The organism is Mycolicibacterium aubagnense (assembly GCF_010730955.1).
GTDB lineage: Bacteria > Actinomycetota > Actinomycetes > Mycobacteriales > Mycobacteriaceae > Mycobacterium > Mycobacterium aubagnense.
The window spans coordinates 5,445,497-5,460,333 of the sequence record NZ_AP022577.1 but is presented as its reverse complement, the minus strand read 5'-3'; the positions used below and the strand labels follow the sequence as shown (position 1 = coordinate 5,460,333).

General features: G+C 67.2%; 18 protein-coding genes. 7 read left to right on the top strand and 11 right to left on the bottom strand.

Features of this window, described 5'->3' with window-relative positions; all coding sequences use genetic code 11:
• Positions 1-7: 7 nt before the first annotated feature.
• Genes uraD (G6N59_RS26110) through pucL form a run of 3 tightly spaced genes read right to left on the bottom strand, consistent with a single transcriptional unit; the run spans position 8 to position 3,686 of the window.
• Positions 8-1,933, bottom strand: a complete 1,926-nt coding sequence (gene uraD, locus G6N59_RS26110) for a 2-oxo-4-hydroxy-4-carboxy-5-ureidoimidazoline decarboxylase (protein ID WP_138229814.1) — start codon at positions 1,931-1,933, stop codon at positions 8-10.
• Positions 1,923-2,750: an FAD binding domain-containing protein gene (locus G6N59_RS26105; RefSeq protein ID WP_138229813.1), complete on the bottom strand. Its 828-nt coding sequence runs from the start codon at positions 2,748-2,750 to the stop codon at positions 1,923-1,925. The genes uraD (G6N59_RS26110) and G6N59_RS26105 overlap by 11 nt, the downstream gene beginning before the upstream one ends.
• A 39-nt stretch (positions 2,751-2,789) precedes the next feature.
• Positions 2,790-3,686 carry a factor-independent urate hydroxylase gene (pucL, locus tag G6N59_RS26100; protein WP_138229831.1) on the bottom strand — a complete coding sequence of 299 codons (897 nt, stop codon included), beginning with the start codon at positions 3,684-3,686 and terminating at the stop codon, positions 2,790-2,792.
• A 202-nt stretch (positions 3,687-3,888) separates the two neighbouring features.
• Between pucL and uraD (G6N59_RS26095) the strand changes: the two genes are divergently transcribed.
• Genes uraD (G6N59_RS26095) through G6N59_RS26085 form a run of 3 tightly spaced genes read left to right on the top strand, consistent with a single transcriptional unit; the run spans position 3,889 to position 5,548 of the window.
• Positions 3,889-4,377 (top strand): 2-oxo-4-hydroxy-4-carboxy-5-ureidoimidazoline decarboxylase, encoded by a 489-nt coding sequence (gene uraD, locus G6N59_RS26095; protein WP_138229812.1) that lies wholly within the window; start codon positions 3,889-3,891, stop codon positions 4,375-4,377.
• Positions 4,374-4,685, top strand: a complete 312-nt coding sequence (uraH, locus tag G6N59_RS26090) for a hydroxyisourate hydrolase (RefSeq protein WP_138229811.1) — start codon at positions 4,374-4,376, stop codon at positions 4,683-4,685. Before uraD (G6N59_RS26095) ends, uraH begins: the two co-directional genes overlap by 4 nt.
• A complete protein-coding gene (locus G6N59_RS26085) occupies positions 4,685-5,548 on the top strand; it encodes a MurR/RpiR family transcriptional regulator (RefSeq protein ID WP_138229810.1) in 864 nt (287 codons plus the stop codon). Before uraH ends, G6N59_RS26085 begins: the two co-directional genes overlap by 1 nt.
• Here G6N59_RS26085 and G6N59_RS26080 read toward each other — a convergent pair.
• Positions 5,478-6,248, bottom strand: a complete 771-nt coding sequence (locus G6N59_RS26080) for a 3'(2'),5'-bisphosphate nucleotidase CysQ (protein ID WP_138229809.1) — start codon at positions 6,246-6,248, stop codon at positions 5,478-5,480. The genes G6N59_RS26085 and G6N59_RS26080 overlap by 71 nt on opposite strands.
• A gap of 141 nt (positions 6,249-6,389) precedes the next feature.
• Between G6N59_RS26080 and G6N59_RS26075 the strand changes: the two genes are divergently transcribed.
• Positions 6,390-6,686, top strand: a complete 297-nt coding sequence (locus G6N59_RS26075) for a hypothetical protein (RefSeq protein ID WP_138229808.1) — start codon at positions 6,390-6,392, stop codon at positions 6,684-6,686.
• Between the two features lie 64 nt (positions 6,687-6,750).
• Here G6N59_RS26075 and G6N59_RS26070 read toward each other — a convergent pair whose 3' ends face one another.
• From G6N59_RS26070 to G6N59_RS26045, 6 genes are all read right to left on the bottom strand, one after another.
• Positions 6,751-7,416, bottom strand: a complete 666-nt coding sequence (locus tag G6N59_RS26070) for a GNAT family N-acetyltransferase (protein ID WP_138229807.1) — start codon at positions 7,414-7,416, stop codon at positions 6,751-6,753.
• 69 nt (positions 7,417-7,485) lie between these two features.
• A complete protein-coding gene (locus G6N59_RS26065) occupies positions 7,486-8,346 on the bottom strand; it encodes an Rv2133c family protein (protein ID WP_138229806.1) in 861 nt (286 codons plus the stop codon).
• Positions 8,330-8,914: an Rv2134c family protein gene (locus tag G6N59_RS26060; protein WP_138229805.1), complete on the bottom strand. Its 585-nt coding sequence runs from the start codon at positions 8,912-8,914 to the stop codon at positions 8,330-8,332. Before G6N59_RS26060 ends, G6N59_RS26065 begins: the two co-directional genes overlap by 17 nt.
• Positions 8,915-8,943: 29 nt before the next feature.
• Entirely contained in the window at positions 8,944-9,648 is a 705-nt protein-coding gene (locus tag G6N59_RS26055; RefSeq protein ID WP_138229804.1) for a histidine phosphatase family protein, read from the bottom strand.
• Positions 9,645-10,523, bottom strand: coding sequence for an undecaprenyl-diphosphate phosphatase (locus G6N59_RS26050; RefSeq protein WP_179970240.1), 879 nt, complete (start codon positions 10,521-10,523; stop codon positions 9,645-9,647). Before G6N59_RS26050 ends, G6N59_RS26055 begins: the two co-directional genes overlap by 4 nt.
• Positions 10,524-10,558: 35 nt before the next feature.
• On the bottom strand, positions 10,559-10,870 hold the full coding sequence (locus G6N59_RS26045; protein ID WP_179970239.1) for a hypothetical protein: 312 nt from the start codon (positions 10,868-10,870) through the stop codon (positions 10,559-10,561).
• Positions 10,871-11,061: 191 nt separating this feature from the next.
• On the opposite strand from G6N59_RS26045, the gene G6N59_RS26040 reads away from it, so the two are divergent.
• From G6N59_RS26040 to G6N59_RS26030, 3 genes are read left to right on the top strand one after another with little or no spacing between them, the layout of a single operon-like run.
• Positions 11,062-12,051 (top strand): YncE family protein, encoded by a 990-nt coding sequence (locus G6N59_RS26040; RefSeq protein ID WP_163911771.1) that lies wholly within the window; start codon positions 11,062-11,064, stop codon positions 12,049-12,051.
• Entirely contained in the window at positions 12,051-12,323 is a 273-nt protein-coding gene (locus tag G6N59_RS26035) for a DUF5703 family protein (protein ID WP_138229802.1), read from the top strand. Before G6N59_RS26040 ends, G6N59_RS26035 begins: the two co-directional genes overlap by 1 nt.
• Before the next feature lie 10 nt (positions 12,324-12,333).
• On the top strand, positions 12,334-13,392 hold the full coding sequence (locus G6N59_RS26030; RefSeq protein WP_179970238.1) for a quinone-dependent dihydroorotate dehydrogenase: 1,059 nt from the start codon (positions 12,334-12,336) through the stop codon (positions 13,390-13,392).
• A 6-nt stretch (positions 13,393-13,398) separates the two neighbouring features.
• Here the strand turns inward: G6N59_RS26030 and G6N59_RS26025 are convergent, their stop codons facing one another.
• On the bottom strand, positions 13,399-14,772 hold the full coding sequence (locus G6N59_RS26025) for a hypothetical protein (protein ID WP_138229800.1): 1,374 nt from the start codon (positions 14,770-14,772) through the stop codon (positions 13,399-13,401).
• Positions 14,773-14,837 lie beyond the last annotated feature (65 nt).

The window sequence follows — 14,837 nt, the reverse complement described above, 5'->3', positions numbered from 1 at the left end:
CCAAGCGTCATCGCTCCAGTCTCAGACGTCGGGCAGAGGCAATGGGATTCGCATCGGCGACCAGGTCGTCGAATCGCCACGCCGCGATTCGCGAAATCTCGCTGAGCGCCGCCATGTGCTCGACCTGCGGGGAGTTCTCGAGCCGCCGCCAGCCGAGGGTCAGAATGTGTTCGCGACTTTCCAGATCCCGTAGGCAGATGATGAGGGGGAAGCCGAATTTGGCTTCGTAGGCAGCCGACAACTCGCCGAATTCCTCGGCCTCTTCCGCCGTGAGACCGTCGAGACCCAGGTAGGCCAAATCGACTTTCGACACGTTGTGTTCCTGTGTCTCGGCCAGTCCCGGGTACGCCTGCATCAACTCCATCTGCTCGGCGGGAGAGGCCGCGAGCAGAGCGGTCTGGACGGCAGCCCGCAGGGCGAGGGTGTCGGCGAACGGACGTTGCGCGAAGGCGCGTTCGACCGGCCAGGCGAGGCCTTGGTACAGGCGGGAGAAGGTCGCGACGAACTCATCCTTGGTCATCTTGTTGACAGCGTCGAGTCCGACTTCGCCGGTCCGTGGCGTGCCCGCAACCATCGGCCCACGGTTCGGACCGATGTGGAAGAACACAACGTTCAGGATGATCGCCGCAAGGGCACCGAGCGTGATGCCCGAGCCGCAGATGATCTGCGCCCAGGCGGGAAAGCTGTACTTCAGCAGGGGTTGCGCCGTGACCAGCATGCCGAGGCCGATTGCGGTACCGACGATCACCGCGTTGCGGTGATCGTTGAAATCGACCTTCGAAAGGGTCTGGATGCCCACGACAGCCACCGTGGCGAACAACGCCAACGATGCCCCGCCGAGCACCGAGTGCGGGATCGCGGCCACGATGGCCGCAGCTTTGGGCAGATAGCCCAGCACGATCATGATGACGCCCGCCGCGGCGACGACCCAGCGGCTCTTGACCTGAGTCAACCGGACGAGCCCGACGTTCTCCGCGAAGCAGGTGTAGGGGAACGAGTTGAGGACACCGCCGATCGTGGTCGCCATACCGTCGGCGCGCAGTGCTTTGGCGATGTCGTTGGCGCCCACCCGCTTACCGACGATCTCGGCCGTCGCGAACACGTCACCTGTGGTTTCCACCGCCGTGATGATCATGACGACGATCATCGAGATGATCGCGGTCGCGCTGAAAGCGGGCCAGCCGAAATAGAACGGAGTGGTCACGCCGAGCCAGTGGGCGGTACCGACTGCGCTGAAATCGACCTCCCCGAGCAGCGCGGCGACGGCAGTTCCGATGACCAGCCCGACAAGGACCGCGATCGTGGCCAGGAATCCGCGAAAGAGACGCTGCATGACGATGATGATCAGCAGGGTGCCCGCGGCGTACGCGAGGTTCTTCAAGGCCACATCGTTTTTCATCGCCTCGGTCGTCGTGCCGCCGACGATGTCGTTCGCCGCGACGGGTAGGAGCGCGATGCCGATGATCGTGATGACCGATCCCGTGACCACCGGTGGGAAGAATCGCAGCAGCTTCGAGAAATACGGCGCCATGATGAAGGTGAACAGTCCGGCGACGATCACCGACCCGTACACCGAGAGCAGGCCGGGTACCCCCGACAATCCGCCGGCTGTGCCGATCGCGATCATCGGGCTGACCGCCGCGAAGGTGACCCCCTGAATCAGCGGGAGTTTGACGCCCACTTTCCAGAACCCGACCGACTGGATGATCGTGGCGATGCCGCAGGTGAACAGGTCGGCATTGATCAGATGGATCATCTGCTCAGGCGAGAGCTTCAGGGCTCCGGCGACGATGATCGGAACCAGCACGGCTCCGGCATAGAAGGCCAGGACGTGCTGCATTCCATACACGGCGAGCTTGGGAATCGGCAACACCTCGTCGACCGGATGCACCGCCTTGCGGGCGACCTCAGGCGTGGTGGTCTCAGTCGGCATTGCACACCTCCAGGTGAGAACGAATTTCTGCGCGAACCTCCATGGCCAGCACGCCACTGACGCCCCGGCGCCAGTCCGCAGATCCGAGTGGGTCTGTGTAGTAGCCGGGTGCGGCCTCAACGTCGGATCGGAGAGTGTCGGCGCTGGGCAGTCCCGAATAGCGAAAGACCGTGGGCGCGGCCGTCGCGGCCGTGACGGCGAAGACCGTCGACCCGTCATCGTCACGGCGGCCGCTGACGACGGCGCCGGAGCGGCCGTGCTCGGCCAGCGCGATGGTGCGCAGTGCGGCGGTGGCACGCAATGCCCCGTCGGGCAGATGCAACGCACGCATCACCTCGCCGTGGCCCAGCGAATTGGTGCCGTTCCCCGTGACCAGATCGGCGACCGGTTCCCATCGGGTCTGGCCATCAGGAGTCCAGATCTCGGCCACCCCGTCGAGGGCAACGGCCAGCGACACCATCGACGCGGCCGCGAACGACCGGCAGATATTGCCGCCGACGGTGGCGACGTTCCAGATCTTGAACGAGGCGAGCAACGCGTTGGCGCACTCACCGAAGAGGTGCTGAGCGGGCCAGTCGGGTCGGCGGGGGTGGCTCACGAGTTCAGCGATGGTGCACGTCGCCGCGATGCGCAGTCCGCCGTCGGTGGGCTCGATGGCGCGCCAGCCCATTGTCGTGAGGTCGACGACGCCGGTGAGTTCGACCTGCGGTTCAGAGAACAGCCACGTTCCGCCGGCGACGACGGATTCGCCGTCGGCAAGGCGTAGGTCGGCGCGCGAGCGCGCGAATCGGTATCGGCTGACGGTGTTCAGGTCCATTGGGCTCCCCTCCTGCGGTCGCGCGGCGTGCTGTGTCGCTCAGCAGAAGTCCGGAATCGTGGCCCACGCCTGCGGCGCCTCGTCCGCGCCCTCGCGGGTGATGGTGGCCTGGATCAGGCCGTACGGCCGGTCGGCGGCGTAGAAGACCTCGTTCGGGTTCTCCAGCCCGAACGGGCTGAGGTCGACCACGAAGTGGTGTTTGTTGGGACACGACAACTTGACTTCCGCGACCACATCGAACGTTTCGAGGATCGCCTTACCGATCTCGAACAGCGTCTGCTGCAATGCGAGCGAATGGACACTGGCGAAGGTGCTGAGCACGACGTCGGTGATGGCGTCGTGCAGGGCGTTGAAGTCGAGGTCAGTGCTCAGGTAGCGCCACCACGCGGTGATGGACGTGGCCATGATGCGGTCGTCGGTCTCGGCGAGCGTGGTGTATTTGTCCCGGGGGAAGCCGTGGAACTCCGAGCCGGTCGACTTGAGCACGACGCAGTCCTTGATGCCGGACACCACCCACGTCATGTCCCCGGCCATCTGGACAACAGTCGTGCGGACAAACTTGCCGGCTCGGACAAACGAGTGGTCGTGCGGCTTTCCGTCGACGACGATCCGTTCCCACGCGTACTCCTGCGCCTCCCAACGGCCTCCGGTGACCCACTCGAAATCACCGACGAAGTGCCTGCCCACCGCAATCAGGAAATCCTCGGGTGACTTCACGCCCACTTCTTTCGCGTAGGCGTACACGGTGTTCTTCTGTGTGTCGGTCGCGACCACGTGCGAGTTGTCGCCCTCGTAATGGCAGGCGGTGAAATCGCCCCGCAACTGGGAAGTGACGTTCAGATCGATGATGCGATGGACGGGTGTATCCCGAACGATGCGGACGAGGCGGTTCTCCGCCTTGCCGTACTGATTCGATCCGAGGACGATGTCACCCACAGCCACGATTCCCCCTTGACGCGCGATAAACGGCTCAACCCCTGCAACGTACGTTTCAGATTTTGTTGTGGCATCACCAATTCGTTTCAACCGTGTGACGAAGTACCCGATTCGGGACGTCCGCCTCGGCATCGACCTGGGCGTTAACGGGTTGTAACAGTTTCATCGGGAAGAAGCGTTGCTGCAACGCTAGATTCAGGTCATGGATCTTCAGACGTTCAACTCTGCGTCGCCTGAGGAAGCCGTAGAGGTGCTACGCCCCTGCGCCGATATTCCGCCCTGGCTCAGCGCGGTTGTCGCGGGGCGACCATTTGCCAATGTCGGCGAACTCGAGTCGACCGCCGCGCGCGCCGCTGACGGCTGGAACGCCGACAGCCTGGATCAGGCGCTGGCCCAGCACCCCCGCATCGGCGAACGGGCCCGCGGAACGTCAGTCGAGTCCGGCCTGTCGCGCGGCGAACAGCCGGCCATACCGGACGAGCTTGCCGCGACACTGGCCAAGGCCAACGCGGACTATGAGGCGAAGTTCGGGCGCATCTTCTTGATCCGTGCGAAGGGCCGCAGCCCAGCCGACATCTACGCCGCCCTGCAACACCGGCTGTCACTCAGCCGCGATGAGGAAGCCGTCATCGCCGTCGGCCAGCTTCGTGAGATCGCACTCCTGCGACTGTCGGAACGGGTGACGCCATGACGTCACTGTCCACCCATGTGCTCGACGCGGCGCGGGGCGAACCCGCCGCGGATCTCGCTGTCGTCGTAAGCCGGAGCAATGAGCAGGTAGCGGCCGCCCACACCGACAGCGACGGCCGAATTCGCTGGAATGTCACGCTCAGTCCCGGCGACTACCGGCTGCATTTCGCGACGGGCGCCTGGTTCGCCAGTACCGGTCGGGAGTCGTTCTACCCCACGGTCGAATTGCACGTCACGATCGGAGCTGGCCACACGCACGTCGCACTGCTGCTGAGCCCGTTCGCGTACACCACCTACCGGGGAAGCTGATGCGCCAGGACCAGCCGGACTCGCTGGAGGCGAGAATCACGAGCCGCTACGCGTCGATGAGCCCACAGGAACGCCGCGCCGCCGACGTGCTGCTCGAGCACGCCGGCGATGCCTGTACCTATCACGCAAGCGAACTCGCCACCATGGCCGACGTGTCAAAGGCGACGTTCTCCCGGCTGGTGCGCACCCTGGAGTTCAGCAGCTTCGATGCCATGCGAGAACACCTGCGCGCGTTGCGGCGATCAGGCGTGCCCGTCACGGCCGAGGGCACGCCCGACGTCAGCGCGATCATCTCGCAGGACATCGCGAACCTGCATGCCATGCACGCCCAACTGGATGAGGCAGTGGTCGAGGCCGTTGCGGAGAAGATCGCTGCCGCACGTCGCGTCGCCGTCTGCGGCTATCGGAGCAGCCTGGCCGCGGCAACAGTGCTGAGGCTGAACCTCGCCCAGATGCGGCCCGACACCTGGCTGGCCCCCAATTCAGGTCAGTCCGTCGCCGAAGACGTCGCGGACTTCGACGAGCACGACCTGCTCATCGTGATGTCGTTCCGGCGCCACGGCCGGTGGGCCGGCGAACTCGTCGAATGGGCCGCCGAGTCCGGAATTCCGTTGGCGCTCTTCGCCGACGACCAACTTCGTTCGATCGCCGGCCGCGCCACCTGGTGGCTCGAATGCCCGAACGCCTCCCCCGGCGCCTTCGACAGTCACGCCGCCGTCATGAGCCTGGTCTCGGTCGTCTCAGATCGGGTTCTTGCCCTCATACCCGAGGGCGCGCAACGCATCGACCACGTCAACTCGGTCCACCAGACACTTGGCGCACCGCGCCCAGCAACGTATCGGCGAACTCGGGGCGGCACATGACGAAGTCCGGCAGGTACGGATCGGGCCGGTTGTATCGCAGCGGCGAGCCGTCCAGGCGCGACGCGAACAACCCCGCCGCCTGCACCACGCCGGCCGGCGCGGCCGAGTCCCATTCCCACTGACCGCCGGCGTGCACGTAGGCGTCGACGTCGCCGCGCACCACCGCCATGGCCTTGGCGCCCGCGGAGCCGATGCCGACCAGCTCCATGTCGAGCACATCGCGCAGCCACCACACCACAGCCGGGGGCCGGTATGTACTGGTGGCGACGCGAATGGGCCCTGGACGACGCGGCGGCGGGCCCGTCACGGTATCGGTCCGATGCACCTCACCATGCGCGGGCAATGCGACGGCCGCGTCGGTGATGGACCCGTGTGGGCTGCCGTCGCGCTGCCACAGTGCAATGTGGACGGCCCAGTCCGGCCGGCCCCGGCCGAACTCGCGAGTCCCGTCGACCGGATCGACGATCCACACCCGGTCCGAGCGCAGCCGAACCAGGTCGTCGGCGGCCTCCTCGGACAGGATGGCGTCGTCGGGACGGGCCGTGCGCAGCCGATCGAGAATCAGCGTGTTGGCGTGCCGGTCGCCGGCCGCGCCGAGGGTGTACGGATCGTGGGAGCCGAGCCGGTCGCGCACGGACAGCAGGAACTCCCCTGCCTCCTGCGCGACCTCGGCGGCCAGCGCAACATCGCTTCGCTCCACGCCAATGAGTATCGCCGAGGCCCACGTCACAGCCGAAACCGCCTATTCACAGCCAGATCGCAGGCTGCTGGCAGGTCCTGCCGAAATACGGCCCATAACATTCTGGAAACTATTTACCCACTGGTCATTAAGGAGGACGCCATGGGCGCCGCATCCATCGGCCCGGTCAAGCGCCGTCGGTCCATGCTCGTGAAGACGTTCGGGTTCGCGGGCGTCGCCGCGGCCGTGGCACTCGGCGCCTACGGCACGATCCACGCGCCCGCACCGGCCACCACTCCTGTCGCTTCGTCGGGCCACGGCGCGACGTCGGGCGAGTACGCCCAGCCGTCCGTCGGCGGCATGAACTTCGGCGCCACCGCCACCATGACGACGCCCAGCAGCGTCGAGGCCGTCCCCGTCGCTTCCCCGCCGGTCAAGGCCGCGCCGTACCACGGCTGATCCGACGCCAGGCACGTAAAAGGGCTCCGGGGGTTCCCGGAGCCCTTTTACGTTGTGGCACAGCCTACTTCGGCGTCACACCCGGAGCGCGGACCACCATGGGCACGGCCGGGAAGTACGACGCCATCTCCGATCGAGACCGGCGTAGCGCCGCGGTGCCGTAGCCGCGGTGCCGGTGCTCGGGGTGGACCCAGATCCGGACGTTGACCTCGCCGCCGACCAGTTCACCGAACACCATGCCGACCTTGGCACCGTCTTCCTCGGCGACGAACCACACCGCTTCCTCGGCGTTGACGCGGGCCAGAGCGGCCTTGATCTCCTCGTCCAGGTCGCCCGCGGCGCGGCCCGAACCGTCTCCGGAAGCGCCGACATCGGCGGTGCGGGTAGCGAAGATGTCGCGGTCGACGGCGCCGGAGAACGGGCGCAGCACCAGGTTGTCCCCGAAGCTGGCGGGGCGGTCTTTCACCGTGAAGGACAGTTGGCTGTTCAGGTCTTCGAGTTCGTCGGCAATGCGCTTGCGGGCGTCCTTGGTCAGCAGATCGAAGGACATCGCCATCACCTGCTCGCCGCCGACATGGGAGGTGCCGAGCAACGTGGCGATCGCATCAACGGCGGCGGCTTTGTCGTCGGCTTCGACGATGACGTCGAGTACCTCATGCCGGCGGTCCAGCGCCTTCTGGAGGGCATCGGTGATCTCGCGGCGGGCTGCGGCCTTATCGTGGTCGGTCATATCGCAAAAGCCTAGAGCACTACCGAGCGGTAGGGCTGCGTAAATCGGTTACCTGTGTGCAAACTGCGATCAAAACGCGGGCCACGGGATCGGCCGGTGCCGATCCGGGCTCGGCATGATCGGATTATCAAGCAGTTCAACAACTCTCGCCCGCAACGCGGCGATCTCATGCCGGGTCAGGTGCGGGGCCAGCTCCGCGGCGAGGCTGTCGTGCAGGGTGTCCCGCAACACGGCAACGGCACCGAGCACCTCCTCGTCGATGGGTTTTCCGGCCCAGCCCCACAACACCGTGCGCAGCTTGTCCTCGGCATGCAGGCTGACGCCATGGTCGACGCCGTACACCTGGCCGTCGACGCCCGCGAGAACGTGACCGCCCTTGCGGTCGGCGTTGTTGATCAGCACGTCGAACACCGCCAACCGGTGCAACCGGGCGTCGTCGGCGTGCACCAGCACCACTTCGTCGCCTTTGTGGTCGTAGGCCCGCAGGATCGGCAGGTAACCCGCCGGCACGTGGCCCGCCGGCACGAGGTCGACGAGGTCCAGGCCGGGCGCTGGTTCGGTCTCGCTGAGCGCGTTCTGGGCGAGCGTAGCGACGGGAAAGGCATCGCCGGGTTGGTCCACCCAGCGCTGCACCATGCCCGGGCCCGCCGGTCCGTCACGAATGATCGTGTGCGGCACCAGGTTCCAGCCCAGCGCGGCCGATACCAGATAGGCGGCCAGCTCACGGCCGGCCAAGGTACCGTCGGGAAAATCCCACAGCGGGGCCTCGCCGGAGATCGGCTTGTACACGCAGTGCAGCAGCGCGCCGTCCAGCTCGGCCTCACACAGGAACGTCGCGTTGCTGGCCGACCTGATGCGACCGAGCGCGGTCAGCTCCCCCTGCTGCAAAACGCGTTCGGAATCACGCCCTGCCTCATTCAGCGGGTTCATCGCCGGCATCCAGCACACCGCGTCGATACCCGTTGGTGCGCACGCAGATATGACCCTCGGGGTCCAGCGGTTCATCGCACAGCGGGCACGGCGGCCGGCCGGCGGAAATCACCCGATTCGAGCGGTTCGCGAAATCCCGGGCCGACTGTGGGCTCAGGAATACCCGCACGGCGTCGGGACCTTCCTCGGCGTCGTCGAGCACCACCGAGGCGTCGAATTCCGAGTCGCTGACCGCCAGCAGCTCCACCACCACGGTCTGGGCTTCGGAGTCCCAACCGAGGCCCATGGTGCCCACCCGGAACTCGGCGTCCACCGGCATGACGAGCGGATTCAGGTCGGTGACCTCGCCGGTGTCGGGCGGGATCGGGGTGCCGAACCGGCGGTTGATCTCTACCAGCAGCGCGGAGATGCGTTCGGCCAGGACCGCAACCTGTTGCTTCTCCAACATGACCGAGACGACCCGCTGCTCGTGCACGGCTTGCAGGTAAAACGTCCGGTTACCAGGCTGCCCAACGGTCCCGGCCACGAAGCGGTCGGGAGAGCGGAAGACGTGGATTTCGCGGGCCATGGCACCTTTCAAAATACCGGGTTACCGGTCTAATCGGTCGAGCCGCCGACGGTGGCGTCGGGTGTCGGCGCGGCCTCCTCGGCCTTGCCGGGCTCTTCGGGTTTGGGCCGCAGCGCGGAGCTGAGATCCGTGCCCGTGTGGTTGACGTGCAACACGAACGGCCGATGCGGCGTATAGCGGATGACGCTCATGGAGGCGGGGTCGGCGACGATCCGCTGGAAGGCGTCGAGGTGCACACCGAGGGCGTCGGCCAGCACCGCCTTGATGACGTCGCCGTGGGTGCAGGCGATCCACAGAGCGTCGCCGTCGTGCTCGTGCGCCAGGGCCCGGTCGATCTCACGGACCGCCGCGACCGCACGCGACTGCACCTGGGCCAGCCCCTCACCTTCGGGAAACACGGCGGCGCTGGGCTGCTGCTGGATGACAGGCCACAGCGGCTCTTTGACCAGATCGGCGATCTTGCGGCCGGTCCAGCCGCCGTAGTCGACTTCGGTCAGCCGGTCGTCGACGCGCGGCTCGAGGCCGAGCGCCGCGGCCAGCGGGGCGACGGTGTTCTGGCAGCGCAGCAGCGGCGACCGGACGATGGCCTTGACCGGCAGCTCACCAATTCTGTCGACGACGCCCTGCGCCTGCGCGCGCCCCTTGTCGTCGAGGTCGACACCCTCGGACCTGCCGGCCAGCGTGTGCGCGGTGTTGGACGTCGAACGTCCGTGCCGCAGGAGAATGACGGTCACTGCGCCTCCACCACCCCGGTGCCGAGCAGCGCCAGCACCGTCACGCCGAGCACCACGCGGTAGCCCACGAACCAGTACATGCTGTGCCGCACCAGGAATTTCAGGAACCAGGACACCGCGGCGTAGCCGACCACGAAGGCGATGGCGATGGCGACGGCCAGTTGGGGGCCGGTGGCGCTCATGCCTTCGGTGACGGGCTCGAAGGCATCGGGCAGCGAGAACAATCCGGAGGCGAGCACCGCCGGGATGGCGAGCAGGAAGCCGAAGCGCGCCGCCAGCTCGCGATTCATGCCCAGGAACAGGCCGGCGCTGATGGTCGCACCGGACCGCGACACGCCCGGAACCAGTGCCAGGCACTGTGCGAGGCCGACGATGACGCTGTCCTTCCAGGTCAGCTGCTCGACGTCGCGCGTCTGCTTGCCGAGGTATTCGGCGAGGGCGATGACGGCCGAGAACACGACCATCGCGGTGGCGACGACCCACAGATTCCGGGCGCCGGACCGGATCTGGTCCTTGAACAGCAGGCCCATGACACAGATCGGGATGGTGCCGATGATCACCCACCAGCCCAGCCAATAGTCGGCGCTCTTCCCCGTCGCTTCGCTCGCCCCGGCGGTCCGGCGGGCGGCGTCGGCCAGGCCACCGAACCAGGCGGTGAGGATGCGCCAGATGTCCTTGGCGAAATAGATCAGGACCGCGGCTTCGGTCCCCAGCTGCGTCACGGCGGTGAACGACGCACCGGCGTCGCCGGCGAAGAACAGCCGGGAGGCGATGGCCAGATGACCCGACGACGACACCGGCAGAAATTCGGTGAGCCCCTGCAGGACGGCCAGCACGATCGTCTGCCACCAGCTCATGGCTGCCACGTCAGTCACGCCGACGACCGTACCGTGAGCGGCGCGCGCGGGCTTTAGTGGTTGCGCGGCACCGGTTGTGCGGCGGCGACGGCGTCCCGCACGGCCGCGGCCAGGCTGCGCTCGTCGTGCACGTCGACGTGCGCGAGGCTTCGCGAGGACACCGCGACGATGTCCTCTTCCTGGGGCACCGGACCCGACAACCGCGGCCGGTAGATCTCGACAATCAGCACGCGTTTGTCGTCCAGGCGAAAGGAAAAACTCCGGCCGTCGCCGACTTGGCCAAACCCGCTGGCCCGAAGACCTGTGGAAAGGTCTTCGATAGCAAAATTACCGTTGGCAAGATCGCCGTCGGTGGCAATGCTCATACTTCCGACCATACCGCTCCGGTACGGAGCGTACCCACCGGAGAATGAAATTTGACGCCGGAATATTTGCCTAGACTGGCAATTCGCGATCGCCCGCCGCTCACCCGACCGAAAGACAGCCCGTGTCATTGGATCACCACCGCATTAATTGTCGGCGGCGTGAATATCTGGCCAGCGTAACGCGATTCGCGATGGCCGGCCTGGCCGTCGGCGCCCTGACCGCCTGCTCGTCCCATCCGGCCGATACGCCGCCACCCACCATCTCCCCCGCACGCGCCGCGGTGTCACCCGTGGTCAGCGGCGCGCCCGACGGTGTCGTCCGCGCCCTCCCCGGCCCCGGCACCGGCGCGACCTTCGACCCGGCGACGTCGTCTCTGGTGGTGCTGGGCACTGATGGCACTGGACGTCCGGTGGTGACCGTCCCGGGTACCCCACCGGTGGTGCTGCCGGCCGCGGCGACGGGCGTCACGGGCGACGGCGCGGGCACGGCATTTCTGGCCACCCGGGGTGGCTACCTGCGGTTCGACATCGGCAAGCGCGCGGTGCAATCCGTCACGGTGGACGGCCAGTCGGGCACCGACTTCACCTCGATCGCCCGGAGGGCCGACGGGAAACTGGCCCTGGGCACCGCCGACGGCGCGGTGCTGATCGTCGACGGCACCGCGGTGCAGTCCCGGATGAAGGCTTTCGCCCGGGTGGACGGCCTTGCCGCCCAAGGCAATACCGTCGTGGTGCTGGACCGCGGCCAGACCTCGGTGACCGAGGTGAACGCGGACGGCACCGATGTCGCCCAGGCGCTGCGCGCCGGCGAGGGCGCCACCACCCTGGCTGCCGATCCCGCCGGCCGCGTACTGGTGGCCGACACCCGCGGCGACGGCCTGCTGGTGTTCGGCACGACGCCGCTGATGCTGCGTCAGCAGGCGCCGGTGCGGGGCGCGCCCTACGGCCTCGTCGGATCGTCGAAACTCGCCTGGGTTTCACAGACCGCGACAAACGGTGTCGTTGGTTACGATCTTTCGACTGGTATCCCCGTCGAGAAAGTCCGATATCGCACCGTGCAGCAGCCCGACGTCCTCGCCTTCGACGAACGCACCGACACCTTGTTCGTGGTGTCGGGGTCGGGCGCCGCGGTGCAGGTGATCGCCAATGCCGCCGCCGGACCAGAGCCGCACGGGCACTGATGCATCGGGGGCGGATGCCGGCGGCGTGGGCAGAGGACTTGTCCGACGACTACGAATGGATTCCGCTCCGACTGCCCCCGGAGGTCACCAGATTGTCGGCGTCCATCCGGCTGTCGATCGAGGCCGAATATCGTGGTTGGGAACTGACCCGGGTGCGCCTCTACACGGATGGTTCGCGCCGCGTGCTGCTGCGTCGTCGCAAGATCAGGGCGAGCGAAGCGACGGGAAATGTGCCCGATAGATTGACGCCGCCCGAACAGCCGTCGATGTGAGGAGCCGTTGATGTATCGCGCCCTGCGCTGGGTGTTCTTCCGGGTGTCCCCGGAACGGATTCATACCTGGGTGTTCGCGCTGTTGCGCGTGGCAACCGGGTTGGGCGTGAGCCGCCGGCTGCTGGCCAAGTGGCTGGCTCCCTCGGATCCGGTGTTGGAGACGACCGTATTCGGCGTGACCTTCCCCGGCCCCGTGGGCCTGGCGGCAGGCTTCGACAAGAACGGCAGCGGCATCAACGCCTGGGGCCCAATGGGTTTCGGCTACGCCGAGGTCGGCACGGTGACGGCACAGGCGCAGCCCGGTAACCCGGCGCCGCGGCTGTTCCGGTTGCCCGAGGACCGCGCGCTGCTGAACCGGATGGGCTTCAACAACCACGGTGCCGGCGAGCTGGCCATCAAGCTGACCCGCAGCCAGTCGACCGTGCCCATCGGCGTGAACATCGGCAAGACCAAGGTCACCCCGCCCGAGCGCGCGGTCGACGACTACGCCGAGAGCGCCCGGCTGTGCGGCCCGCTGGCCGACTTCGTGGTGGTGAATGTGAGCTCGCCGAACACGCCCGGGCTACGCGACCTGCAGGCAGTAGCCTCGCTGCGACCGATCCTGGCCGCCGTCCGCGCCGAGACCACCAAGCCGGTGCTGGTGAAGATCGCGCCTGACCTGTCCGACGACGACGTCGACGAGATCGCCGACCTGGCCGTCGAATTGGGACTCGCGGGCATCGTCGCGACCAACACGACGATTTCCCGCGAAGGCCTGTTGACCCCGGGTGTCGACGAGCTCGGTCCCGGCGGCGTGTCGGGCCCCCCGGTGGCCGCACGGTCGCTGGAAGTGCTGCGGCGGCTGCACAAGCGGGTCGGCGGCCAGCTGGTGCTGATCAGTGTCGGCGGCATCGAGACCGCCGACGACGCCTGGGAGCGGATCACCGCCGGCGCGTCCCTGGTGCAGGGTTACACCGGCTTCATCTACAGCGGCGGCTTGTGGGCCAAGCACATTCACGACGGCGTGGCCGCACGCCTGAAGGCCGGCGGATTCGCGTCGCTGGCCGATGCGGTGGGCTCGGCGGCCTAGAACGGCCTAATAGACCGCCAGCGGCGTGACGCCGAGTTCGTCCAAAGTCTGCTGGACCCGTTCGCGGAGAACCGCCTTCGTGTTCTCCGCGCCGACCTGGTAGCCCACGACGCCGATGGTGACCTTGCCGTTGTGGCGCAGGGCCGTGACGACCAGCAGGCCGCCGGGCTGCTCGATGTCGCGCTTCATGACGTTCTGCTCGACGCCCCAACAGATCAGATAATCGGCCTGGTGGACGCCGTCGATGCGGCCGACGAGTTCCGGCACGTCGCCGACATTCGAGCACGTGACCGGCAACTCGCCGAGCACCATGGCCGCGGTCCGGCGGACCGCCCGCCGCGGGATGAACGGTGTCAGCGGCAGCAGTTGGAAGGATTCGTCGGGCTGCTCCCTTGAGCCACGCAGCGCGGTCCGGATCGCGCCACGAAGCTCGGTGAGGTCGGTGGTGGCCGTGGCCGGGTCGACGGTGAAGGTGGTGAAGGTCATCGCATTGGCCCGGGTGTCATCGAGCGAGGTGCGGTCGTTGATCGAGACCATCAACGAGACGGCGCCGTCCCGCGCCCGCTGCCGTCCCATCCGTACCCCGAGGCGGGTGGCGAACGCCGAGACCAGCGAATAGTTGTTGCCGCTGAGTTCCGCTGCGCGCGCATCAAAGTGATCGCCGTCGATGATGGCGGACGCGAACGGCACGTGCACGAGTTCGTCGCCGCGGGCCGAGTCGTCCGCCGACGGCTTTGCGGTCATCTCACCGCGACGCTCGCGGGCAAGTTTGGCGGCGACCTTGACCGTCCGCCGGACCTCGGGCAGGTCTCTGAAGGTCTGGCGCAGGTCGGAACGGATCGCCTGCCAGCGGGTGCGGGACCGCGGCCGCTCGTAACCGAGGTTGCGTTCGGTGCCCAGGATCGCGTCCATGAACGCGACGACTGATCCGGTGCCGTCGATCAGACAGTGCGACAGCGCAATGGCCACCCCGGTCGAGCCGTCGGTGAAGGGCTGCACTCCCAGTGTCCAGCCCGGCCCATGCTCCGGGTCGATCGGGATCTGCGCGCGCTCCTCCAGCCAGTCGCTCAATGCCGAACGCGGGCGAGCGGTTTCGGCGATGTCGAGAGGCCGCGGGGCGCCAGACGCGGTCACCCAACGATGCCGGCCGAACGGTACCGGGGACCGTTCGATGTACCGCGCCACGAGCCCCTTGCCGAAGTTCTCGTGGAACCGGCGCAGCCCATCGAGATCCACCGGACCTTCGTAGAACCACAGCGCCATGCCGACCTGAACCCGGCCATTGGCCCGATACGAAAGGAAGGTGGCCTGGTCGATGTAGTCGAGCCGGTCTGGCTCTGGCGTCCTGGACTGTTTACTCGTCTGGGCAGACGTGGACAACGTGGAACGGCCCCCTCATATCGGAAGGCAGGCGAGCGTCGCGCCACCGGCCTCGAACCGATAGT